The sequence below is a fragment of the Kitasatospora xanthocidica genome (genome assembly GCF_014656195.1).
In the GTDB taxonomy this organism is placed as follows: domain Bacteria; phylum Actinomycetota; class Actinomycetes; order Streptomycetales; family Streptomycetaceae; genus Kitasatospora; species Kitasatospora xanthocidica.
Genome location: NZ_BNBY01000001.1, coordinates 172,538 through 195,064 on the forward strand (window position 1 = coordinate 172,538; position 22,527 = coordinate 195,064).

The 22,527-nt window shown below is 74.4% G+C and carries 19 protein-coding genes and 1 tRNA gene; 8 read left to right on the forward strand and 12 right to left on the reverse strand.

The window, feature by feature from the left end:
* Nucleotides 1-208: 208 nt before the first annotated feature.
* The gene (locus IE332_RS00690) at nucleotides 209-1,828 is read left to right on the forward strand and encodes an AMP-binding protein (protein ID WP_189913065.1); all 1,620 of its coding nucleotides are present in this window, start codon (nucleotides 209-211) and stop codon (nucleotides 1,826-1,828) included.
* A gap of 31 nt (nucleotides 1,829-1,859) precedes the next feature.
* Here IE332_RS00690 and IE332_RS00695 read toward each other — a convergent pair whose 3' ends face one another.
* Nucleotides 1,860-2,318: a hypothetical protein gene (locus IE332_RS00695; RefSeq protein ID WP_189913066.1), complete on the reverse strand. Its 459-nt coding sequence runs from the start codon at nucleotides 2,316-2,318 to the stop codon at nucleotides 1,860-1,862.
* Nucleotides 2,319-2,783: 465 nt separating this feature from the next.
* Between IE332_RS00695 and IE332_RS00700 the strand changes: the two genes are divergently transcribed.
* The 7 genes from IE332_RS00700 to IE332_RS00730 all read left to right on the forward strand — a co-directional run bounded on the left by IE332_RS00700 (nucleotide 2,784) and on the right by IE332_RS00730 (nucleotide 13,087).
* Nucleotides 2,784-9,092 (forward strand): non-ribosomal peptide synthetase, encoded by a 6,309-nt coding sequence (locus IE332_RS00700; protein WP_189913067.1) that lies wholly within the window; start codon nucleotides 2,784-2,786, stop codon nucleotides 9,090-9,092.
* A gap of 66 nt (nucleotides 9,093-9,158) precedes the next feature.
* Nucleotides 9,159-9,377 (forward strand): MbtH family protein, encoded by a 219-nt coding sequence (locus IE332_RS00705; RefSeq protein WP_189913068.1) that lies wholly within the window; start codon nucleotides 9,159-9,161, stop codon nucleotides 9,375-9,377.
* Complete coding sequence (locus IE332_RS00710) at nucleotides 9,374-10,633, forward strand: beta-ketoacyl-[acyl-carrier-protein] synthase family protein (RefSeq protein WP_189913069.1); 1,260 nt, start codon at nucleotides 9,374-9,376, stop codon at nucleotides 10,631-10,633. The genes IE332_RS00705 and IE332_RS00710 overlap by 4 nt, the downstream gene beginning before the upstream one ends.
* 138 nt (nucleotides 10,634-10,771) lie before the next feature.
* The gene (gene panD, locus IE332_RS00715) at nucleotides 10,772-11,143 is read left to right on the forward strand and encodes an aspartate 1-decarboxylase (RefSeq protein WP_189913070.1); all 372 of its coding nucleotides are present in this window, start codon (nucleotides 10,772-10,774) and stop codon (nucleotides 11,141-11,143) included.
* Between the two features lie 121 nt (nucleotides 11,144-11,264).
* Entirely contained in the window at nucleotides 11,265-11,969 is a 705-nt protein-coding gene (locus tag IE332_RS00720; protein ID WP_189913071.1) for a CGNR zinc finger domain-containing protein, read from the forward strand.
* Nucleotides 11,969-12,913: a metallophosphoesterase gene (locus tag IE332_RS00725; RefSeq protein WP_189913072.1), complete on the forward strand. Its 945-nt coding sequence runs from the start codon at nucleotides 11,969-11,971 to the stop codon at nucleotides 12,911-12,913. The genes IE332_RS00720 and IE332_RS00725 overlap by 1 nt, the downstream gene beginning before the upstream one ends.
* A 100-nt stretch (nucleotides 12,914-13,013) precedes the next feature.
* A tRNA-Pro gene (locus IE332_RS00730) sits at nucleotides 13,014-13,087 on the forward strand.
* A gap of 117 nt (nucleotides 13,088-13,204) precedes the next feature.
* On the opposite strand, the gene IE332_RS00735 is transcribed toward IE332_RS00730, so the two are convergent.
* From IE332_RS00735 to IE332_RS00785, 11 genes are all read right to left on the reverse strand, one after another.
* Entirely contained in the window at nucleotides 13,205-14,728 is a 1,524-nt protein-coding gene (locus IE332_RS00735; protein ID WP_189913073.1) for a LacI family DNA-binding transcriptional regulator, read from the reverse strand.
* A 62-nt stretch (nucleotides 14,729-14,790) separates the two neighbouring features.
* A complete protein-coding gene (locus tag IE332_RS00740) occupies nucleotides 14,791-15,129 on the reverse strand; it encodes a helix-turn-helix domain-containing protein (protein WP_189913074.1) in 339 nt (112 codons plus the stop codon).
* A gap of 137 nt (nucleotides 15,130-15,266) precedes the next feature.
* Complete coding sequence (locus IE332_RS00745) at nucleotides 15,267-16,532, reverse strand: DUF3631 domain-containing protein (RefSeq protein WP_189913075.1); 1,266 nt, start codon at nucleotides 16,530-16,532, stop codon at nucleotides 15,267-15,269.
* Nucleotides 16,533-16,680: 148 nt separating this feature from the next.
* Complete coding sequence (locus IE332_RS00750) at nucleotides 16,681-17,628, reverse strand: bifunctional DNA primase/polymerase (RefSeq protein WP_189913076.1); 948 nt, start codon at nucleotides 17,626-17,628, stop codon at nucleotides 16,681-16,683.
* Nucleotides 17,629-17,692: 64 nt separating this feature from the next.
* On the reverse strand, nucleotides 17,693-17,962 hold the full coding sequence (locus IE332_RS00755) for a hypothetical protein (protein ID WP_189913077.1): 270 nt from the start codon (nucleotides 17,960-17,962) through the stop codon (nucleotides 17,693-17,695).
* A gap of 16 nt (nucleotides 17,963-17,978) precedes the next feature.
* On the reverse strand, nucleotides 17,979-18,341 hold the full coding sequence (locus IE332_RS00760) for a hypothetical protein (RefSeq protein WP_229928186.1): 363 nt from the start codon (nucleotides 18,339-18,341) through the stop codon (nucleotides 17,979-17,981).
* Nucleotides 18,338-18,928 carry a hypothetical protein gene (locus tag IE332_RS00765; RefSeq protein WP_189913078.1) on the reverse strand — a complete coding sequence of 197 codons (591 nt, stop codon included), beginning with the start codon at nucleotides 18,926-18,928 and terminating at the stop codon, nucleotides 18,338-18,340. Before IE332_RS00765 ends, IE332_RS00760 begins: the two co-directional genes overlap by 4 nt.
* Nucleotides 18,929-19,058: 130 nt before the next feature.
* Nucleotides 19,059-19,412 (reverse strand): hypothetical protein, encoded by a 354-nt coding sequence (locus IE332_RS00770; RefSeq protein WP_189913079.1) that lies wholly within the window; start codon nucleotides 19,410-19,412, stop codon nucleotides 19,059-19,061.
* Nucleotides 19,413-19,535: 123 nt separating this feature from the next.
* Nucleotides 19,536-19,814 carry a hypothetical protein gene (locus tag IE332_RS00775; protein WP_189913080.1) on the reverse strand — a complete coding sequence of 93 codons (279 nt, stop codon included), beginning with the start codon at nucleotides 19,812-19,814 and terminating at the stop codon, nucleotides 19,536-19,538.
* Between the two features lie 76 nt (nucleotides 19,815-19,890).
* Nucleotides 19,891-22,146 carry an FtsK/SpoIIIE domain-containing protein gene (locus tag IE332_RS00780; protein ID WP_189913081.1) on the reverse strand — a complete coding sequence of 752 codons (2,256 nt, stop codon included), beginning with the start codon at nucleotides 22,144-22,146 and terminating at the stop codon, nucleotides 19,891-19,893.
* A 5-nt stretch (nucleotides 22,147-22,151) separates the two neighbouring features.
* Nucleotides 22,152-22,526 (reverse strand): hypothetical protein, encoded by a 375-nt coding sequence (locus IE332_RS00785; RefSeq protein WP_189913082.1) that lies wholly within the window; start codon nucleotides 22,524-22,526, stop codon nucleotides 22,152-22,154.
* Nucleotide 22,527 lies beyond the last annotated feature (1 nt).

Genomic DNA, 22,527 nt, shown 5'->3' on the forward strand with positions numbered 1-22,527 from the left:
ACTTACAGTTCTCGCCGCCGATGCTTGCGCGCGTGGAGTGAACCGACCAGGAAACTGACCGGCAATCGACCTTGCTGGTCCCGCCCGTGCGGTGGACCGGAGTTGCCCGCTCGATTCCTGGCTTCCTGCCCGTACGAACCGGAGGATGCGGCCTTGGGCGGCAGCGACGTTGCTCCGAAGAACGCAAGGATCCGGGAGGAAACGGTCAATGAGCATCCCCGACAGGGCCCTGTTGGACTGGGTCGAGGAAGCCTCGGAGGAGCGCGGCCTGCACTTCGCCGGTCCGGGAGACTCCTGGGACTTCCACAGCTACGCCGAACTGGCCGACAAGGTGCTGCGCACGGCCGAGGCGCTGCGCGCCGCCGGCGCCCAGGAGGGCGACGTGGTGGCGGTCGTCCAGCGCTGCAGCCCCGGTTTCGTCGCGACCTTCTTCGGCGCCATCGCCGCGGGCTGCACCCCGTGCTCCATCGCGCCGCCGTTCGCCTTCCAGCGCGGCGGCGAGTACGCCGAGCACGCGCGGGCCCTCTTCGACACCGCGCAGCCCCGGGTGATCGTCTGCGACGAGGAGTCGGAGGACTCCGTGCGCACCGTCACCGAGGGCCTCGACCTGCCCGAGCCGGTGGTCTTCGACGCGTTCATCGCCGAGGTAGAGCCCGCCCAGAAGCCGTACCCCCCGGCCGAGTTCGCGCTGCTGCAGTTCACCTCCGGCTCCAGCGGCCGCTCCCGCGGCGTGCTGGTCGGCCACGAGGCGCTGACCAACGACGTGAACGCGATGCACCGCTGGCTGGAGTGGTTCCCGGAGTACTCGGGCGCCTCCTGGCTGCCGGTCCACCACGACATGGGCCTGATCGGCTGCATGGTCAACTTCGTGACGATGAGCTGCGACGGCTGGATGATGCAGCCGGAGGACTTCATCCGCTCCCCGCTGCGCTACCTGCGCTGCATCAGCGACAACAAGGTCGGCCTGACCGCCATGCCCAACTTCGGCCTGGCGTACATCCTGCACCGGGTGAAGCCGGCCCAGCTGGAGGGCCTGGACTTCTCCTCCTTCCGCTCGCTGATCCTCGGCGCGGAGCGGATCGACCCGCAGGTGCTGGAGGGCTTCGAGGCGCTGCTCGGCCCGCACGGCTTCGACCGGCGCGCGCTGCTGCCCGCGTACGGCGGCGCCGAGGCCACCCTGGCGGTCACCGGCCTGCCGATCGGCGAGGGCTGGAGCGAGGTCACCCTGGAGGGCGACCAGGCCGGGCGGTTCGTCGGCTGCGGCCGTCCGCTGCGCGGCGTCCAGGTCACCGTCGTCGACGACGAGGGCGTCGAGGTGGCGGACCGCGTGGTCGGCGAGGTGCTGGTCAGCGGGAACACCCTGGGCACCCGCTACCAGGGCGTCGCCGGCACGGCCTCCGGCACGGTGCTGGACGGCGGCGTGCTGCACACCGGCGACGCCGGCTTCCTGCACGAGGGCCAGCTGTACGTGGTCGGCCGGCTCGGCGACGGCGTCAAGGTCCGCGGCAAGATGGTCTTCGCCGAGAGCCTGGAGGCCAAGCTGCACGAACTCGGCATCCCCCAGCGGCGGGTGGCGGTCCTGCTGGGCCACCGCGAGGACCGCGCCACCGGCGTGGTCGTCCTGGAGAAGCCCGACCCGCAGTGGCAGGCCGCCGCGCACGCGGTGCTCGCCGAGGCCCTCGGCACCGAGGCCGACCTGCTCGCCGTCGAGGTGCCGCGCGGCGGTCTCGCCGTCACCTCCAGCGGCAAGCCGCGCCGTCGGGTGATGTGGGCGGCACTGGCCGCCGGCGAACTGGGCGGCGCCATCCGGAGCCTGACACCGGCCTGACCGGCCGGCCCGGAAGCGCCGCCCTGCCGGGTCAGGCCGCCGAGCCGGCGGGAAGGCGCTTCCGGGACCTGATGGTCACCACCAGCATGCGGGCCAGCAGCATCGCGCCGAAGGAGATGGCGAGGAAGCCGAACCCGGTGTCGATGTCCTGGTTCTGGCCGACCTTGAAGAAGGCCGTCCGGGAGACCAGCAGGCCCGCCCAGACCGGCAGGGCGTACAGGCCGCCCTTGAACACGGTGTGCCCGGCCGCGTCCCGGCTCACCGGCAGCAGCGCGCCGTACGCCACGCCGAGCACCAGACCGATACCGGTGATCCCGGCGCCGAGGCCGATCGAGGCGCCGCTCCTGTCGTGGTCGATCAGGTCGTCCTGGAGGGCTCCGACCACGATCGGAATCAGCGGGAGCAGCCACGGGACAAGAGTTAACCTCTGGTCCCTGAACTCGCGGATAAGTCCGAGCACCAGAACGGCTGCGGTCAGAATCTCGACCATGTTGTCTTTCACGGGGAAATCCCATCGTGTGTGAGGCGCCCGCGTCGGCACCGGTGCCGTGAGCACGGGCGCGGCCTCGTCAGAACGGCTGTCGGAACGGTCGTCAGAACGGCGGTGAGAACGGCGGTCAGAACGGCGCAGACGCACCCTACTGCAGCCCACGCCGGTGGAATAGTGACCTCTCTCCGACGCCTCCGCAGAACCGAATTCCCCTGGTGGAGACCGTTACACCCGATCGGCAGCTGGAATGCAATTTCGATTGCCGGGCACTTGCCTGGCAGGCCCGCGCGGCAGCCGGAAGCATGGCCGAAGCGGGCCGGCCGGACGGCCCCGGACGGCCCTCGGGCGAGTGAGACCGCCACACAACACGCCCTCGTTCCCGCCCCCCGGCGATACCGGCCGTTCGGTGCCGGACGTCGCCCGCGGACCGTGCGACCGCGACCCGCCCCGGTTGGAGATCACCCAGTGCCTGCCCACGACTCACCGCTGGAAGCGGTCCTTCCGCTCGCGCCCCTGCAGGAGGGGCTGTTCTTCCACTCCCTGCTCGGCCAGGGCGGCGTCGACGAGTACGTCAGCCAGGCCGCCCTGCGGCTGGACGGCCCGCTCGACCGGGACCGGCTGCGCGCCGCCTGCCGGGCCGTGGTCGGCCGCCACACCGCGCTGCGCACCTCCTTCCAGCAGCGGAAGAACGGGCAGGCCGTCCAGCTGGTGCACCGCAAGGTCACTGTCCCGGTCACCGAACTCGACCTGGCCGGGCCCGACTCGGGCGACCGCACGGACGCCGGGGGCACGGACGCCGGGGGCACGGACGCCGGGGGCACGGACGCCGCGCTGCTGCGCCACCTCACCGAGGAGCGGCTGCACGGCTTCGACCTGGGCGCCCCGCCGCTGATCCGCTTCTCGATCGTCCGGACCGCCCCCGAGTCGCACGTCCTCGTTCTGACGCACCATCACATCCTGCTGGACGGCTGGTCGTTGTCGACCGTGCTGCGCGACCTGGTGACGATCTACGCGGCCGGCGGCGAGGATACCGCGCTGCCGAAGGCCGTCCCGGCCACCGGCTACCTGGCCTGGCTGGCCAAACGCGACGCCGAGGCCTCCCGGCAGGCGTGGCGGCAGGCCTTCGCCGGCCTCGACGCGCCCACCGTGACCGGCCCCGAGCACACCGGCGCCGCCGAGGAGCTCCCCGACCTGGTCACCGCCGAGCTGTCCGCCGAGCTCACCGCGGCCGTCCGGGACGCCGCCCGCGGTCGCGGCCTGACCCTCAACACCGTCGCGCAGACCGCCTGGGCGCTCGCCCTCGCCTCGCTGACCGGGAAGACGGACGTCGTCTTCGGGCAGACCGTCTCGGTGCGCTCCGCCGCCGCCCCGCGGGTCGAGGAGATGGTCGGACTGCTCATCAACTCGGTGCCGGTGCGCGTGCGCCTGGACCCGGCCGAGCCGCTGCACACCCTCCTCGACCGGGTCCAGCGCGAGCAGTCGGCGCTCACCGAGCACCACCACCTCCCGCTGCCCGAGATCCAGCGCGGCGCCGGCCACGGCACCCTCTTCGACACCTTCCTCGCCCTCGCCGACCCGGGCAGCGGCGACGACGGGGCCGCCCGGCCGCTGGCCGGCCTGCGGATCTCCCCGCTCGCCGACGACCTGGTCGCCGCCGACCCCGACGGCGCCCGCGGCTCCACCCACTACCCGCTCAGCCTGGTGGTCGTCCCCGGCGACCGGCTGATCCTCGAACTCACCCACCGCCGCGAGGTGTTCGACGCCGAGACGGCCCGCGGCGTGCTGCGCCGGCTGGAGGCCGCGCTCACCGCCCTCGCCGCCGCCCCCGACACCCCCACGGCCGCCCTCGACCTGCTCGACGACGCCACCCGGGCCGCCCTGCCCGCCCCCGGCGTCCCGGCCCGCGGCCCCGCGCCCGAGACCACCGTGCCCGCGCTGTTCGAGGCCCAGGCCGACCGGGTACCGGACGCCGTCGCCCTCTCCGACCGGCACCGCACGCTCAGCTACCGGGACACCAACGCGGCCGCCAACCGGATCGCCCGCGCCCTGATCGCCCGCGGCATCGGCCCCGAGTCGATCGTCGCCGTCCTGCTGCCGCACGACGCCGAGCTGGTCGTCGCCCTGCTCGGCGTGCTGAAGTCCGGCGCCGCCTACCTGCCGATCGACCCGGCGCTGCCGGCCGAGCGGATCGCCTTCATGCTCCAGGACGCCCGGCCCGCCGCCGTGCTCACCGACCGGGCCGCCCTGCTCGCCGATCCGGCCAGCGGCGAACTCCCGGCCCCCGAGGCGCTGCTGCCCGCCGACCTCCTGGCCGAACCGCACCCGGACGGCAATGTCACCGACGCCGAGCGGGTCCGCCCGCTGCGCCCCGGCAACGGCGCCTACCTGATCTACACCTCCGGCTCCACCGGCCGCCCCAAGGGCGTCCAGGTCGAGCACCGCTCCGTCGGCGTCTACCTGGAGTTCGCCCGGCACACCTACCCTGGGCTGGCCGAGACCGCGATCGTGCAGTCGCCGATCTCCTTCGACTTCACCGTCACCGGCGTCTGGGGCGGGCTCACCGCCGGCGGCCGGGTGCACATGGCCGAGCTCACCGAGGCCGCCCCGACCGACCTCGGCCCGGCCGCCTTCGCCAAGGTGACGCCCAGCCAGATGCCGCTGCTCGCCGACACCCACACCTGGCTCTCCCCCACCCGTGACCTGGTGGTCGGCGGCGAGCAGCTGTCCGGCGCGATGCTGCGCGCCTGGCGGGCCGGCAACCCGACCGCCACCGCCGTCAACGAGTACGGCCCCACCGAGGCCACCGTCGGCTGCATGGAGTTCCGCAGCGGCCCCGAGGACGAGATCGCCCTCGGCGCCGTCCCGATCGGCAGGGCGATCCCGGGCGCCGCGATGCACGTCCTCGACACCTGGCTGCGCCCCGTCCCGGCCGGCGTGCCCGGCGAGGTCTACATCGCCGGCCCGAGCCTGGCCCGCGGCTACGTCCGCCGCCCCGGCGTGACCGCCGAGCGCTTCGTCGCCAACCCCTTCGGCGCGCCCGGCGAGCGGATGTACCGCACCGGCGACGTCGCCCAGTGGGGCGCCGACGGCGAACTCGTCTACCTCGGCCGCGCCGACGACCAGGTGAAGATCCGCGGCCAGCGGGTGGAGCCCGCCGAGATCGAGGCCGTGCTCTGCGAGCACCCGGCGGTGCGGCACTGCGTGGTCGTCGTCCGGAGCGGCCCGCAGGCCGACCGGCTGGTCGCCTACCTCGTCCCCGACGGCACGCCCGGGCCCGGGGAACTGCGCGAGCACGTCGCCGCCCGGCTGCCCTCCGCCATGGTGCCGGACGCCTTCGTCCCCGTACCGGAGATCCCGCTCACGCCCAACGGCAAGCTGGACCGCGCCGCGCTGCCGCCCGTCCCCGAGCTCGCCGGGGACCGCTCGACCGGCCGGCCGCCGCGCAACCCGGCCGAGGAACTGCTGGTCAAGCTGTTCGGCGAGGTGCTGAACCGGGACGTGCGCTCCGTCCACGACGGCTTCTTCGAACTCGGCGGCGACTCCATCACCTCCCTGCAGCTGGTCGCCAAGGCGCGCGGCGCGGGCCTGGAGCTGACCGCCCAGCAGGTCTTCGAGCACCGTACGGCCGCCGCGCTCGCCGCCCTGGCCGGCCCGGCGGCCGGCACCGCCGCCCCGGTCGCCCACGACGACGGGCTGGGCGACTTCCCGGCCCCGCCCATCGTCCACCGGCTGCGCGAACTCGGCGGCCCGATCGACTCGTTCAACCAGTCCACGCTGCTCGCCGTGCCCGCCGGGCTCGGCCTGGAGCAGCTGACCGGCGCGGTGCGGGCGCTGCTCGACCGGCACGGCGCGCTGCGCATGCGGCTCACCGAGGACTGGACGCTGTCCGTCCCCGCCGCCGACCCGGACACCGCCGGGTCACGCCCCTCCTCCGACCAGGTCCGCCGGGTCGACGTCACCGACCAGGTCCGCCGGGTCGACGTCGCCGGGCTCGGCCCCGACGCCCTCGCCGCGGCCGTCACCGAGCACGCCGAGGAGGCCGCCCGCCGGCTGGACCCGCGCGCCGGCAACCTGCTCCAGGCGGTCTGGTTCGACGCCGGCACCGCCACCGGCCGACTCCTCGTCCTCGTCCACCACCTGGCCGTGGACGCCGTCTCCTGGCGCGTCCTGCTGCCCGACCTGCACGCCGCCTGGCAGGCCGCCGGCGCCGGCCGGGCCGCCGCGCTCGACCCGGTGCCGACCTCGCTGCGGCGCTGGTACGACACCCTCGCCGAGGCCGCCGGCCGCCCGCACTTCGCCGCCCAGCTCGAACACTGGCGCCGCACCCTCGCCGAGGCCGGCCCGCAGCTCACCGACCGCGCCGCCGACCCGGCCCGCGACGTGCACGGCACCGCCCGGAGCCTGACCGTCGAACTCACCCCCGCCGAGACCGAGGCCCTGCTCACCACCCTGCCCGCGGCCTTCCGGGCCGGCCCCGACGAGGTGCTGCTCACCGCCCTCGCCCTGGCCGCCACCCGGGCCCGCGCCACCGGCGGCCTGCTGGTCGACGTGGAGGGCCACGGCCGCCGCGACCTCGACGGCCTGGACCTCACCCGTACGGTCGGCTGGCTCACCACCCTGCACCCCGTCCTGCTCGCCCCCGGCACCGCCCGCCTCGACGACGCCGACCTGGCCCGTGCGCTCAAGACGGTCAAGGAGCAGCTGCGCGGCGCCCCCGACCACGGCCTCGGCTACGGACTGCTGCGCTACCTGGACGACCGGGGCCGCGCCGCCCTCGGCGGCCTCCCTCACCCGCAGCTCGCCTTCAACTACCTCGGCCGGTTCACCGCCGGAGCCCCCGAGGCGGACTGGCGCCCGGCCGGCGAGACCGCCGCCCCGCCCGTCCACCCCGACCAGCCGATGGCCCACCCGCTGGAGGTCAACGCGGTCGCCGAGGACGACGGCGCCGGCCCGCGGCTCACCGCCACCTGGTCCTGGGCCCCCGGCCTGCTCGCCGAGCCCGAGGTCCGGGCCCTGGCCGAGGAGTGGACGGCCGCGCTGCGCGCCCTCGCCGCCTTCGCCGGCCGGCCCGCGGCGCACGGGATCACCCCCTCGGACGTCCCGCTGGTCCGGATCACCCAGGACGAGCTGGACGCCCTCGCCGAGCACGGCCCGGTCGCGGACGTGCTCCCGCTCACCCCCGCCCAGCAGGGCCTGCTGTTCCACGCCCGCTACGAGCACGGCGGCACCGACCTGCACACCGTCCAGACCGTGCTGGAACTCGACGGCGACCTCGACCCGGCCCGGATGCGCACCGCCTTCCGGACCCTGGTGCGACGCCACGAGGCACTGCGCGCCCGCTTCGCGCTGCTGCCCTCCGGCGAGCCGGTGCAGGTCCTGGACGAACGGGCCGAGGCGCCCTGGCGCGAACTCGACCTGCGCCGCGCCGACGAGGAGCGGCAGCGGGAGGCGCTCGCCGCGGAACGGCGCGAGCCCTTCGACCCGGCCCGCTCCCCGCTGGTCCGCGGCCTGCTGGCGCGGGTCGGCCGCCGCCGCCACCTGCTGGTGCTGACCCTGCACCACATCCTGGTCGACGGCCGGTCCAGCGCGATCCTGCTGCGCGACCTGGCCCACCTCTACCGCCACCGCGGGGACGAGTCCGGCCTGCCCGACCCCGTCCCGTACCGCCGGCACTTCGGCTGGCTGGAACGGCAGGACGGCGAGGCCTCGCGCGCCGCCTGGCAGAAGGCCCTGTCCGGCGCCGAACCGACCCTGCTGGCACCGGACGGCGACCCCGCCCGGGTGCACGCCCAGCCGGTGCGGCGCACCGCGGAACTCCCCGAGGAGACCACCGAGGCGCTCCGCCGGGCCGCCCGCGACCACGGCGTCACCCTCAACACGGTCGTCCAGGCCGCCTGGGCGCTCACCCTGCGGCGGCTCACCGGCGTCCGCGAACCGGTCTTCGGCGCCACCGGGTCGATCCGCACCCCGGAACTGCCCGGCCACGAGGACCTGGTCGGGCTCCTGATCAACACCACGCCGGTCCGGGTACGGCTGGACCCGGACGCCGGACTCGGCACCCTGCTGCGGGACCTCCACCGGGAGCAGACCGAACTCGCCCCGCACCGGTACCTGGCGCCCGGCGCCGTCCTGCGCGCCGCCGGACGCGCCGGGCAGCGCGAACTCTTCGACAGCTGCCTGGTGTTCGAGAACTACGCGGCCGCCGAGGCGGTCGGGTCGACCGCCGACGCGGGCTCGGCCGGGTCCTCCGGCGATCTGAGGATCACCGACACCTACGGCCAGGACCCGTACCACTACCCCGTCCGGCTGACCGTCACCCCCGAGCAGCGGCTGCACCTCGCCCTCAGCCACCGGCCGGAACTGATCCCGGCCGCGCTCGCCGAACGGGCCGGCGGCCTCCTGGTCACCCTGCTGCACGCGATCGCCGAGCGGCCCTCGGCAAAGCCCGGCGAGCTGCTGCCGGACGCCGACGCCCTGCGGGCCGCCCAGGACACCCTGGCGGTCCTGGCGGCCGAGGCGATCGAGGCCGCGTCCGGTGCCGCCGGCGCGCTCGACCCCCTCGGCCCGGACGACGACTTCTTCGCCCGCGGCGGCGACTCGCTGGCCGCGCTGCGGCTGTCCGGCCGGATCGAGGCCGCGTTCGGCCGTCCGGTCGACGTCCGCGCGGTCTTCCAGCAGCGCACCCCGCGCCGCCTGGCCGCGCTGTGCGTCCCGGTCACCGCTTCCTCCTCCCCCTCCTCCTCCCCCGGCTTCGCGGACCCCGACGTCCGCTGAGCCCGCCCGAACCACCACGACCCACCACGACCCGTAGAGCCACCCGCGACGAAAGGCACGAGTCCGATGCAGAACCCCTTCGACAACCCGGACGGCACGTTCCTGGTGCTGCGCAACGAGGAAGGGCAGCACTCCCTCTGGCCTTCGTTCGCCGAGGTCCCGGCCGGCTGGACGGTGGCCCACGAGAAGTCCGGCCGTCAGGAGGCCCTGGACTACATCGAGAACAACTGGACCGACATCCGGCCGCAGAGCCTGGTCGCCGCCATGGAGTCCGAGCCGGCATGACGTACGACCGCAGCGGTGAAGCCGTGGTGGTGACCGGACTCGGCGCGGTCACCCCCCTCGGAGCGACGGCCAAGGACACCTGGTCGGCGCTGCTCGCCGGGCGCGGAGCCGTTGCGGCCCTGGACGACCCCTGGGCCGCCGAGCTCCCGGTCCGGATCGCGGCCCGGGCCGCGGCCGAACCCGGTGAGCTCCTGGACCGGGTGCTCGCCCGCCGGGTGGACCGGGTCGGCGCCTTCGGCCTGGCCGCCGTCCGCGAGGCCTGGGCGGACGCGGGCTACACCGGACCGGCCGGCACCCCCGACACCCCGGACCCGGAGCGGGTCGCGGTGGTGCTGGGCACCGGCATCGGCGGCGTGCACACCGTCGTGAACAACCACGAGGAGCTGCGCACCCGCGGGGCCCGCCGGGTCTCCCCGCACGCCGTGGCGATGCTGATGGGCAATCACACCGCCGCACTCGCCGCCCTCGACGTCAACGCCCAGGCGCAGGCCTCGGCCCCGTCCGCCGCCTGCGCGGCCGGCGCCGACGCCATTGCCACCGCGCTGGACCTGATCCGGCTCGGCCGCGCCGACGTCGTGGTGGCGGGCGGCGCGGACGCGGGCGTCCACCCGCTGGTCGCCGCCGCGTTCGCCTCCATGCGCGCGCTCTCCGGCCGCAACGACGAGCCGCACCGCGCCTCCCGGCCGTTCGACCGGGACCGCGACGGCTTCGTCCTCGGCGAGGGCGCCGGGGTGCTGGTGCTGGAGAGCGAGCGCCACGCCCGGGCCCGCGGAGCGCACCGGTACGCCGTCCTCACGGGCGCCGGCCAGGCCTCCGAGGCGCACCACCCCACCGGCCCGCGCCCGGACGGCCGCGGCCTGGCCGCCGCGCTGCGCCGGGCCCTGGCCGACGCCCGGCTGGACCCGGCCGACGTCCGGCACGTCCAGGCGCACGCCACGTCCACCCCGGCCGGCGACGCGGCCGAGGCCGCGGCGCTGCGCACGGTGTTCGGGCCGGGGGCCGTGCCGGTCTCGGCGATCAAGTCGATGACCGGCCACCTGCTGGGCGCCGCCGGCGGGCTCGCGGCGGTCGCGGCCGTCCTGTCCCTGTCCGACGGCGTCGTCCCGCCGACCGTCAACCTGGAGAACCCGGAGGAGGGCCTCGGACTGGACGTCGTCCGGGACACCCCGCGCGAACTGCCCTCCGGCCCCGCGGCCGTCCTCTGCAACGCCTCCGGCTTCGGCGGGCACAACGTGTCGCTCGCCTTCGCCCGCTGAACCGTTTCCCCCGCGGTACCGCCCGTCCGCCGTACCGCTTGTCCGCTGTACCCGTCCGTCCGCCGTACCGCTCGTCCGCCGTACCCGCTCGTCAGCCGTACCGCCCTGTCGAAATTCCACACCTGTGAGGTTGAGAACGTGCGACGCACCATGCTGAAGTCGAAGATCCACCGCGCCACCGTCACCCAGGCCGAGCTGCACTACGTCGGCTCGCTGACCCTGGACCCGGTCCTGATGGAGAACGCCGACCTGCTGCCCGGCGAGCTGGTCCACGTCGTCGACGTCGACAACGGCGCCCGCCTGGAGACCTACGTCATCGAGGGCGAGCGCGGCTCGGGCGTGGTCTGCATCAACGGCGCCGCGGCCCGTCTGGTCCACCCGGGCGACACCGTGATCATCATCGCCTACGCCTCGGTCGAGAACGACGAGGCCGCGGACCTCAAGCCGGCCGTCGTCTTCGTGGACAAGGCCAACGCGGTGGTGAAGGTCGGCGTCGACCCGGCCTCCTGATCCGCCGCCCCACCCCGCAGGTGCCCGCCGCGCACGAGCCGGCGGGCACCTCGCCTTTCCCGGCGCCCCGCTCCCCGCCCGACCCGTAACCCGTTGACCCGGTTACACCTATCCTGGCCCCATGAGCGACGGAGACGACCGGAACACCACCCCGCCCGGGCTGGTCCTCACCACCCCCACGGGCAGCCGCTTCCACTTCGACCCCGGCGCCCTCTGCCTCGAACTGCTCACCACCGGCGGCCCCGGCCCGTACGCCCGCTACGAGGTGCTGCACCGGCCCGCCGACCTCTCCGCCTGGCTCCCCCGGTCCCGGCTGCGCCTGCCCGCCGACGCCGTCCGGGTCTCCGGCCCCGAGCTCGCCGCCGCCCGCACCCTGCGCGACGCCCTCTGGCGCCTCGCCGCCGCCCGCGCCCACGGCGGCCCCGGCCCCGCCGAGGACTACGAGGTCCTCAACCGGGCCGCCGAGCACCCCCCGCTCGTCCCCCGGATCGCCCCCGACGGCACCCCGGCCGCCCCGCCGCCCGCCGACGGCTCCCAGCTGGTCTCCACCCTCGCCCGGGACGCCATCGCCCTGCTCACCGGCCCGCACGCGGACCGGGTCCGCGAATGCGGCGCGGACAACTGCCAACTGATCTTCGTCGACACCTCCCGGCCCGGCCGGCGCCGCTGGTGCTCGATGGAACGCTGCGGCAACCGCCACAAGGTCCGCGCCCTGCGCGCCCGCCGCGAGGGCGAGGCCGCTCCGCCCCCGGCGCCCGGCACCCCTGGTGGCGGTGCGCCCGGCGGCGGTGCGCCGGCTGATCAACCGTCTGAGAGCATGGGCTGATGCGACCGCTGTACTCCGTTCCCCTCGGCATCGCCGCCGCCGGCGCCGCCTGCCTCGCCTACTCCGCCGGGTACGAGGTCCGGGCCTTCCGCCTCCGCCGGGTCGAGGTCCCCGTCCTCCCCCGCGGCGCCCGGCCGCTCCGGATCCTCCAGGTGTCCGACATCCACATGGTGAGCGGCCAGGGCAAGAAGCAGCGCTGGCTGCAGAGCCTGGCCGGCCTGCGCCCCGACCTCGTGGTCAACACCGGCGACAACCTCTCCGACCCGCTCGGCGTCCCGGCCACCCTCGACGCGCTCGGGCCGCTCATGGAGTTCCCGGGCGTCTACGTCTTCGGCTCCAACGACTACTACGGCCCGGCCCGCAAGAACCCGGCCCGCTACCTCCAGGCGATGCGCAGCGGCGTCCACGGCATGAACAACCCCGACGGCTCCGCCGGCCGCGGCATCTCCGGCGCCGTCCACAACCCCTGGGAGAAGCTCCGCGACGGCTTCGACGCGGCCGGCTGGCTCGACCTCACCAACACCCGCGGCCGCCTCACCCTGAACGGCCTCGACCTCGAGTTCACCGGCCTCGACGACCCCCACATCCGCCGCGACCGCTACAGCGCGGTCACCGGCGGCCCCTCCGCCGACGCCGACCTCTCCCTCGCCGTCGTCCACGCGCCCTACCTGCGCGTCCTCGACGCCTTCACCGCCGACCGCTACCCGCTGATCCTGGCCGGACACACCCACGGCGGCCAGCTCTGCATCCCCTTCTACGGCGCCCTCGTCACCAACTGCGACATCGACACCCGCCGAGTGAAGGGCCTCTCCACCCACACCGCCGGCGGCCACCGCTCCTACCTCCACGTCTCCGCCGGCTGCGGCACCAACCGCTACACCCCCGTCCGCTTCGCCTGCCCCCCCGAAGCCACCCTCCTCACCCTCACCCCGGCCCCCCGCTGACCCCCACCGGACGCCCGCCCGAAACCGGATTTCGTGTCTCGGCGAGCGTCCGGTAGAGTTCTACTCGTCGCGAAGGAGACGGAGCGACAAACCGCAAGACCGGGGTGTGGCGCAGCTTGGTAGCGCGCTTCGTTCGGGACGAAGAGGCCGTGGGTTCAAATCCCGCCACCCCGACCCAGTAAGACCAGCTCAGGGCCGGTCTCCCGCAAGGGAGACCGGCCCTGACTGGCTTTCCGGGCCCTCTCGGGAGAATCCTGGGAGAAATCCTCCGGAAAACCGATCTCCCGAGGGCTACCGCTGAGGCTTCCTCAGCAGGGCGTCGAGAACCGCCACGGGCGAGCCGGGCGACATCCGGCGACGGGCTTCGAGTGCCGCGAGCCACATCCGGGTCAGCCCCTCCATGAGGTCCCGGCGCATCTCCGCCGTGATGTGGGAGTAGCGGGCCTGGACCGAGCCGTCCTCGTGCCCCATCCGCTCGTCCTTGAGCTTCGGCGGCGTCCGCAGCCCGTCCATCATCGTCTTGTGCGCGTGCCGCAGCCCGTGCGGGGTGAGGCCGCGGGCGATCGGCAGCCAGCAGGCCTGCGCCCGGCCAGCGGCTCCCCGCCCGCGGGCCGGAATGCCGGGCCACGGCTCGGCCAGCACCGGCACCGGGCGGGCCTCCTCCGGGGCCTTCTTCGGGTACCAGCCGGTGGCCGCCGGATGGAACAGCCAGGTGGCGAACCCATTCCTCCGCCAGTGCGCCGCGTTCTCGCCGGACGCCTGCCACCGGACGTAGCCGAGGTCAGCCATGGCCTTCTCCACCCGCACCCGGGTGCCCTCAGCCACCGCCGCCGGGCGGTTCAGCACGTTGGACACGGTCCCGGTGGAGACGCCGGCCGCCCGCGCGACATCGACCAGCTTCGCGCCGGGGCGGTGGGCCGCGCCGTTGGCGGCGCCGTGCCCGCTGAACAGGTACCGCAGGCCGTGGCACTCGCAGGGCGTCTGGCTCGCCCTCGCAACCTGCCCGGCGAGCAGGGCGGAGAGGAACTCCGGCGTGTCGATCGTGCGGTAGGAGTCGTCCTTGGGCGGGCAGCGGTGGAACTCGCCGGAGTCCAGCTCGTACAGCTGGTGCTCGACCCGGACGGCGGCCGGGCGGACGAACTCGCTCTCCAGGCCGACGATTTCGCCCCACCGCATGCCGGTGAAGCCCTTGAGCACGATGGCGACGAACTCGTCGTCGCGGCCAGAGAGCAGAGCGGCCCGCTCGGCGATCAACAGGATGCCGAGGGCATCGGTCACGACCTTCTCGGGGCCGCGGTTGCGCGAGCGGCCGGCGCGCTTGCCCCGGCCGCGGCGGCGGGTCGCCGGGTTGGAGTCCCGCAGCCCCTCGTCCACGGCGTCCGCGAGGATCAGGTGTAGCGTGCCGCGCCACGTCTTGATGCTGCTGGCCGCGTAGCCGCGCTCGCGCTCCTTGCGCTCCCAGGCGTCGATGTCACCCTTGGTGATCTCTCCGATCAGGGCGTTCTCGAACTCGGGGAGCAGGTGCTCCTCGATGTGGCGGCGGTAGTTCTGCATGGTGGAGACGGCAAGGTCCTGGTCCTCGTACCAGCCGCTCGCGTACTCGCCGAACGTCATCCGCTCGGGCTCCGGGGTGGCGGGCAACTGAGTGGCCTGCTGGGCCACCTCCTCCTCGGCGACCGCGGCGGCCTTCTCGGCCGCGCGCTTGGTCTTGAAGCGGACCGCCTTCCCGTTGTCGTCGAGGACGGTCCCGTACTTGCCGGGCGCGATCTTGTACCGGGCGCGCCAGTAGTCGCCCCGGTTCTCGCCGTATCCCAATGTGTTCTCTCTGCGGCAGGGCCCCGCCCGGCGGTGGCGCCGGGCGGGGCATGTGGGTGTGATCAGGCAGCGTCCGGCTGGTGGAGCGCCGCCCTGCGCGGCACCCGCGCTTGGAGCCGGACGCCCGACCTCGTCGGCTGCGGGTCACGTACCGGCTTCTTCAGGACCGCGACGGCGGCGACCCGGGTCTGCGGTCCGGCCACGGCAACCGGCCGCACCTCGTACATGCGGACGATCTCGGCGAACTGCTCCGCAGTGAAGCGGTATGCGCGCCCAGGCTTGGTGAAGGGGATGCGCCCACGACGGGCCTGCTCCTTCACCCACCACTCGGACATGCCGATGGCCTTGGCGATGTCGGCCGGGCGGTGGAGCGGCGGCAGTGCGCCCTGGTCCTTGGGCATGCGAAACCTCCGAATCGACCTTGGCGGGGCTTGGCCCCTTCCTTCTCTGAGGTCCGCTACCGCCGCTACTCCGCTACCGCGCTGGTCAGAGGGGGTGCGGTGGTAGCGGATGTGGTAGCGGTAGCGGATAGGTCGGGTCAGCCGACGGTGGTGAGGTCGGTAGGCGTTTCGGTGGCGGGGGCCGGGTCGGTAGCCGCTACCGCTACCTCTCCCGCTACCGGAAAGAGGGTCCTGACCTGCGCGGTAGCGGAGGTAGCGGCGGTAGCGGATTCCTCGGGAACGGGCGGGCAGTAGCGCAGCCACGCGTCGGCGAGGTCCTCGGCGTAGTAGCCCTTGAGGACGACCCGGGGACCGGTCTTGATGTTGCGGGGGCGGATCGGCTTGCCGGCGGCGGTGACGTACCCGCCGAGCATCTGAGACAGGGTCCGGGTGGTGAACGCGCGGCCGTCGAGGTCGGCCCACGGCGCGTCGTCGAGGTCGTTGAGCCTCTCCACGAGGGTGCTGCTGAGCATGCGCTCGGCGCCGTCGAAGATGGTCCGCAGGTCGGTCAGCAGCCGGATGCCAAGCGACCCGCTGTCGTCGGCCCTGGCGGTCTTGACCAGGTGGAGGCAAGCGGCGCGGGCCCGCTTGGGCCAGTGCCCGCCGGCGGCGTCGGCGACGGCGAGCAGGGGTTCCCAGACGTCGGCGGGCCGGTCGCAGACGCCCTCGGGCATCTCGGGCCAGGCGCCCTCGACCTTCTCGCGCACGGTGTCGGCCCAGGCGGCGAGCCGGTCGCGCAGCACGTGGCCCTCGGGCTCGTGGATCCGCTGGCGGAAGGACTCGGCCGCCTCGTTGGGGGCACGGCGGCGCATGCGGATGACGACGGAACGGCCCATGATCGTGTCGGGCAGGTCGCCGAGGCCGGCGAGGGCGAGGGCGGCGTAGACGGGGAACTTGACCACCTTGTGGTTGTCGCCCTCGCGGACGCTGCGGGTGACGCCGCCGGTGCGACGGTAGCCCGAGTTGATGAGACCGCGCAGGTCCTCGGCCCCCGCCGCCTTGGGCCCGAAGACCGTGTCGACCTCGTCCCACAGGATCGTCGGCAGGCCGTCGTCGCCACCGGAGATGGAGCGGAACAGGGCACTGGCGCTGATGTCGTTGGTGACCAGCGGGTTGGGCGTGAGGGTCTGGACGATCTCCAGGGCGCGGGTCTTGCCGCTCTCGGGTTCCGGGGACAGGAACGCGAGGCGGGGGGTGGTCTCGAAGCAGTCCATGAGGTGGGTGTGGGCGTCCCACAGCGTGACGGCGACGTAGGCGTGTTCGCTGGGGAAGATGTTGAAACGGCGGTGGTGCCGCTCGATCTCGTCGAGCAGGGCGGCGCCGTCCTCGGCCGTGGTGGTGACGGGCGGGGTGGGATCGGTCATGCTTGAGTCTCCGGTCTGTTGGGCTGGATGAAGCGGCCGCCGGCTTTGGCGAGAGGGCGGCCGCTTCGGTGTGTTCGGACAGGTCAGGTGGATCGCCGCCCCCGCTCGGAGAAGCGCTTTTCCTGGCGGGACGAGGGGCGACGGTTGCTCATGCGGCCCGCCCGACGCCGCCGGCGCCCCGGGCCAGGCCCTTGGCGATGGTGCGGCGGCACTCCGCCTCACCCAGCCCGGCCTTGCTCCCGGCCGCGAGCAGGGCGTCCGTGGCGTCGTGCTCGGGCAGGGTGCCGGCGGCGACCAGGCGGCCGAGCGCGGCGGCGGAGGCGAACAGGGTGTGGTTCCTGACGCCCTCTCCGGCGGACGAGACCTTCTCGGTCTCGCCGCGGACGGCGGCCTGCACGTAGGCCTGGAGTCGTCCGATCCTCGCCCGCACCGCGGCGGTGTCCAGCTTGGCGGCGGGCGGGGCCTTGGGGGTGAGGAGGGTGGCGAGCCAGGCGGGCAGCGGCATCGGCGGCACGTCGAGGACGACCGTGTACGGGCGTCCGGCGACGGTGCTTCCCGCGGCGACGACGTATCCGCCGTGGGCGCGGGTGTCGACCTTCCAGCCGAGCCCCTGCCCCTTGTCCCCGGTCGTGTTGCGCAGGACGAGCCCGAGCGGGGCGGTGAAGTACAGGTGGGTGCCGCCGCGGCCGGTGCGCACGGTGAACGTGTCGTAGTAGGCGGGCTGTCCGTGCTCCTCGCAGAGCGCGGCGAACACGTCGTGCCCGTCGGTGATGCCGCGGTCGGCCCACCGTGCGGGCGGGAGGTCGCCGGGGTGCTTGGGGGTATCGATGTCGACCGCGACCAGGCCGGAGGGGCCGCAGGCCAGGCCGATGTTGTAGGGGCCGTGGGACCAGGCCCGGCGGATGACGTTCGGGTCGGTGGTGGCCCGGCGCTCCCACCCGAGGTGCCCGGAGACACAGGGGCCGGTGCGCGGGCACCGCTCCTCGCTGTGCAGGGCGGGGTACTTGTGGTTCGGGGCGAGCGGGAAGACGTACCAGTCGCGGGCGGCGGCGGTCAGGGCGGCGTTGAGCGGGTCCGGGGACGGCCGATCGGTCATGCGGGAGTCCTCTCGGGTGCGGCGGGCCGGGGCCCGTGAGTGCGGGCCCCGGCCCGCGGAGGGGTCAGAGGTCGAGGGCGATCTGGCCGTCGCAGACGGCGGCCGGGGCGGGCGGCATCAGGGCGTCGAGGGCGGCCTGGTGGTCCGGGTCGGCGAGCAGGCAGATGACGCGGCCGTCGGTGGTGACCAGCCACTCGGGGTCGTCGTGGAGCACCTCGACGGCGGCCTCGTGGGTGGTGGCGTGGACGGCGCACTCGTCGTCGTGGTCGGAGCCGTACGCGGTGCCGCAGACGTCGCACACGGCGACGTGGCAGGTCACGGTCTTGATGGGCACGGGCACTCCCACTCGGTCAGAGGTCGAAGAGGGCGTCGGGCCCGGTGGCCGCGGCGCTGGCCTGGCGGGCCTTGCCGGCGGCGCGACGGGTGGCGTCGTGGCAGTCCGGGCACCACGCCGCAAGCTCGGCCTTGGGCAGGGCGGCGGCCTGGTGCGGCGGGAGGAGGAGGCTGTCCGGGGCGGCCGCGGCGGCGAGCAGGTGGACCGGGCCGTTGCCGTGGCGGCGGCCGTAGCCGCCGTGGACGGTGGGGCAGCGTCCGCCGTCCTTGTCGTGGTTCTTGCCGCAGGTGCCGCGGCACTGGCAGCGGCCCGCGGCGGCCGCGAGGACGGCCTGCCACAGGCCGCGCTGGTCGCCGAGCGGCGGGGTGCGGCCGGTCACGACGCGTCCCCGAGCAGGTCGTTGACGAGCGGGGTGAGGTGGCGGTTGGCGTGCTCGGCGAGGGCGGCGACGACGGTCCTGGCCTCCTCGGTGAGCGTGCGGCCGGGCCGGGCCGTGGTGGGCGCGAGGAGGATGCCGTCCGGGATCGGGAGGAGCACGGTGGCGGTCACCAGGACGGCGGGGCGGTCGGTGCGGTCCGGGCTGACCAGCACGGGCCACTGCTCGCTCGGGTGGAACCACGGGTCGCGTTCCCAGTCCAGGGGGCGGCCGCCCGGGCGGCGGGTGAGCGCGGCGTGGCGCAGGCCGACCTTGGCGCAGAACTGGGCGCCGCCGTGGTGGTCGCGGTACACGTCGAGCGGCTGGATGTCGCGGCGAACCGTCACGTAGCCGGGCGCCATGACGGGGGCAGTGGCCGTGCGCCACGCGGCGATGGCGAAGTCCACCGGACGGAGCGGCGCGCCGTCCTCGTGGAAGTCGTCAACGTGCCGGGCGATGTAGGCGTCGTAGCGGGAGTGGCCATCGCTGGCGTTCCCCCGGTCGGCGGTGTCGTCCACGATCGCGAGCGTGAGGCGGTTGAAGTCGGGCATGCTGGTCCCATCTCGTTGAGGGATGCACGGCCCCGCGGCGACCGACTCTTTGCCAAGATCAGGCGGTCGTCGCGGGGCTTCGTGCTGTCCGGTGGTGGGTCGGCCGGGCGCCGGTCGGGCGCCGGCGCGGTCAGTCCTCGGTGCGGTGGTTGCCGGCGAGCAGGTCGTTCAGGGGGCGGGTGGTGCCGTCGGTGTGGCGCCAGATCTCCCCGCCCGGGGCCGAGGTGGTGCGGGAGTAGAAGCGCCATCCCTCCAGGACGAGGAGGGTGAGGCGCTGGGCGTGGTCGAGGCGGGTGCCGAGGTACGCGAGGGCGGGCTCCAGCACGCCCGGGGCGGACGGCCAGGGGTACAGGCGCCAGGACAACCGGCCGAGCCGGCCCTTGTCGTCGGCCCGGCCGGGGTGCTTGATCAGGAGGTAGCTGGCTCCGTCGTACGTGACCTCGTACGTCGTGGGGCCGGTGCGCTTCAGCGTGAGCTCGGGCAAGTGGCCCTCCGGGGCGATCGGTGGGATCGGGCTGTCCGTCCCCCGCACCACCCGGGGCCCGCCGCTGGCTGCGACGGTGGTCCGGGCGGCACGGTCGGTCGGGCAGAGCAGATCGGAGACCGGCTAGAACGGCGGCTCCGTGGAGTACCACGTGGCCTGGTCGGAGCGGTCGAGGCGGCGGGCGATCCAGTTCGGGACGGGCAGCAGGCGGTGGGTGCGGTCGGGGTTCCAGCAGTCGCAGTAGATGTCCTCGGTGCCGGCGTACTCGCCGGTGTCGTAGTCGCCGTAGTCCTCGGTCCAGCCGCCGGCGCCCTTGCACTCGGTGCAGGCCGGGTTGGGGGTGTCGGTGAGGTGGATCGCGGGGCGGGGCCAGGTGGCGTACCTCAGGCGCAGGCGGGCCATGCGGTTCCTTCGGGTCGATGGTTGCCGTGGGCGGCGCGGATCCGCCCACGGCGCGTCAGGTCGGTTGCTGTGCTGCCTACTCGGGGAGGGGGAGGCCGTACTCACCGGAGGAGTCCGGGTTGCGGACGACGGCACCCTTCTTGGTGAGGCGGCTGAGGGTGTTCTCGACGGTCTTGCGGGTGACGGCGGTCATGTCGGTGATCTGGTCGAGGTGCAGGTAGCCGACCTCGATGTTCATGGGGTCGCGGCGCTCGTCCAGGACGGCGAGGATCTTCTCCTCGGCGGTCAGCTCCTTGACCGGGGCCGGGGAGGCGGACGCGGGCGTCCAAGCCGCGGCACCGTCGGCGTCCTCGGCGGCGGGGCCGACCGGGGTCGAGGCGATCGCGTCGCGCTCGCCCCATCCGGGGAAGTCCCCCGGAATGGCGACCTTGGCCGGGTCCCAGTGGCCGGCGGCGGATTCGAGGATCCAGGCGCGCATCATCTCGGCGCGCTCGTCGGGGCCGACGACGTAGCCGACGCCGAAGGTGCGGCGAGGGTCGTCCTCGGGGACGTTCGGGTCGTAGATGAGGTTTTCCTCGTCGCCCTTCCAGTAGGCGGGGATCTGGGAGGGGTCGATGCCGTCGAACGCCCGCGGCAGGTCGACGCGGCCGGCCTGCGCGCTGTCGGAGCGCAGGAGGATCAACGCGCCGCCGTAGAACACGTTGTCGCGGATGGCGGTGTTGGAGCCCATCTGGTCGAGGTTCATGATCTGCCCGCACAGCACCAGCGGCATGCCCATGGAGCGGCCGAGGGTGGCGAGGGCCAGGACGATGAACGCGGCCTCCGCGCGGTGCGGGCTCTTGTCGCCGAGGAGCTGGGCCATCTCGTCCAGGATGGTGACGACGTAGGGCCGCTCGGGGGTGGGGGTGAAGTTCTTGGCCCGCAGCTCCCGGGACTCCTCGATCCGGTGGAGCAGGATGCTGTAGGCCACGCGCAGGGCGCCCATCGCCCCGTCCAGGCCGCAGCCGGCGTAGGCGGCCATGTCCTCGACGTCGGGGTTGGAGCTGCCCTTGGGGTCGGCGTAGATGATCGCGGCCCCGTTGACGTGGTAGCTCAAGGCCAGGAGCTGCAGCACGCCGCCCTTGCCGGAACCGGTGACACCCACGATGACGACGTGGCGGGCGCCGCCCTCGGGGTCGAAGACCTGGACGCGGGAGGGCTTGCCGCTCACCCCGGTGCCGAGCTGGACGAACCCGCTGGCGTTGGCGAGCAGGGTGTCCGCCCCCGGCAGGGGCCGGCCTTCCTCCAGCGGGGAGCGGTCCATCATGCGGAAGATGGCCTTGCGGGGGTTGCCGGTGCGCTCGACCGAGACCAGCAGCGGCGTCGTGCGCAGGGCCCCGGCGATCGTGTACAGGTCGGGCACGGCGAGGGCGTCGGTGTCCTCGTCCGCCATGACCCACGCCGCCACGCCGCCGGTCGCCGGATCCGGGGTGACGCCTTCGAGGTGGGTGCCGGGCATGCACCCGCCGCGGCGGGCGACGCGCTGCAGCCACAGCGCTTCCAGGGCGGAGTACTGCGGGCCGTCCTGCTCGGCGGGGGCGGTCAGGCGTACGTGGATGCGGCGGGAGCTGTCGTGGGGGCCTTCGGTGATGTCGACCCACGCGGCGGGGATGCGGTAGACGCCGGAGACGGTCGCCGCGGTGACGGTCACCGGCCGACCGGGCGCGGCTTCGATCACGCCCTCCCACGCCACCAGGCTGTGGCCGGTGAGGATGAGGTGCTGGCCGGGGCAGGCCCCGTACTCGCCGGAGATGTGCGCGTCCCACAGCTGCAGCACCTTGTCGACGGGGCTCTCGGGAGCGGGCCCGGCCGGTGCCGCCGGGGCCGTGGCCTTGCCAGGCTTGGCCGAGCTGAGGACCCGGCGCAGGGAGAAGGCGACTAGGCCGGTGGTGCCCCACCACGCGGTGGAGACCAGTCCGGCGAGGGAGGGCATGGTCATCCATCCGGCGAGCAGGGCGTCGATCCCGGGCATGCCGTTGAGCGTGGCGGTGGCGGCGGCGGTGGCCGTCGCCACCGTGGACATCAGGAAGGGGCGGCGGTGGGCGCGCAGGACGTCGCCGCCGGGCAGGTCGTCCAGGAGCCGGTCGGAGAGCATCCCGGCGGCGTTGGCGCCGGCGACCAGGACCGGGGCGGCGAGGAAGGTGGCGAGGGTGCCGGCGGCCTGCGAGTCGAGGAACGGCGTCACACCGGCGGCGACCAGCGGGGCGGCGATCTCGGCGACGGCGAACCGCCGTTCGGTGGCGGGGTTCGCGGCGGCGGGCGTGGCGGTGTGGGCGGTCTGCGGGGTGGTCATCGCGTCTACTCCTGGGTGTACCACGTGCGGTCGGCCATGGGGACGGACGAGGAGTCGACGGCCTGCTGGATGCCGTCGTGGTCGGTGTGCGCCTGGCTCTCGGTGTCGGCGGCGGTGCGGCCGGTCTCCTCCGCCGCGCTCGCGTAGGCGATCGCGGCATCCGACAGGCCCTTCATGACCTTGGCGACCTCGTGGGTCTCGGCCACGGTCGCGGCGTCGACCTTGAGCGCGGCGATCTGCTCGGCGATCCGGCCGGTGTCCTCGGCCTCCGCCTTCTGGGCCTGGGCGAGCGTGCGGTAGGCGGCGGTGTCACGCCGCACCTCCCGGGCCAACTGCCGCACCTGGCGGACGAGTTCGCGGTAGGACAGATCGGATGCCATG

Excerpts from the sequence above, each read along its gene's own strand:
- IE332_RS00690 (WP_189913065.1), top strand. The coding sequence starts at position 209 with ATGAGCATCCCCGACAGGGCCCTGTTGGACTGGGTCGAGGAAGCCTCG.
- IE332_RS00695 (WP_189913066.1), bottom strand. The coding sequence starts at position 2,318 with ATGGTCGAGATTCTGACCGCAGCCGTTCTGGTGCTCGGACTTATCCGC.
- IE332_RS00705 (WP_189913068.1), top strand. The coding sequence starts at position 9,159 with ATGCAGAACCCCTTCGACAACCCGGACGGCACGTTCCTGGTGCTGCGC.
- IE332_RS00710 (WP_189913069.1), top strand. The coding sequence starts at position 9,374 with ATGACGTACGACCGCAGCGGTGAAGCCGTGGTGGTGACCGGACTCGGC.
- IE332_RS00720 (WP_189913071.1), top strand. The coding sequence starts at position 11,265 with ATGAGCGACGGAGACGACCGGAACACCACCCCGCCCGGGCTGGTCCTC.
- IE332_RS00725 (WP_189913072.1), top strand. The coding sequence starts at position 11,969 with ATGCGACCGCTGTACTCCGTTCCCCTCGGCATCGCCGCCGCCGGCGCC.
- IE332_RS00740 (WP_189913074.1), bottom strand. The coding sequence starts at position 15,129 with ATGCCCAAGGACCAGGGCGCACTGCCGCCGCTCCACCGCCCGGCCGAC.
- IE332_RS00745 (WP_189913075.1), bottom strand. The coding sequence starts at position 16,532 with ATGACCGATCCCACCCCGCCCGTCACCACCACGGCCGAGGACGGCGCC.
- IE332_RS00750 (WP_189913076.1), bottom strand. The coding sequence starts at position 17,628 with ATGACCGATCGGCCGTCCCCGGACCCGCTCAACGCCGCCCTGACCGCC.
- IE332_RS00765 (WP_189913078.1), bottom strand. The coding sequence starts at position 18,928 with ATGCCCGACTTCAACCGCCTCACGCTCGCGATCGTGGACGACACCGCC.
- IE332_RS00775 (WP_189913080.1), bottom strand. The coding sequence starts at position 19,814 with ATGGCCCGCCTGCGCCTGAGGTACGCCACCTGGCCCCGCCCCGCGATC.
- IE332_RS00780 (WP_189913081.1), bottom strand. The coding sequence starts at position 22,146 with ATGACCACCCCGCAGACCGCCCACACCGCCACGCCCGCCGCCGCGAAC.
- IE332_RS00785 (WP_189913082.1), bottom strand. The coding sequence starts at position 22,526 with ATGGCATCCGATCTGTCCTACCGCGAACTCGTCCGCCAGGTGCGGCAG.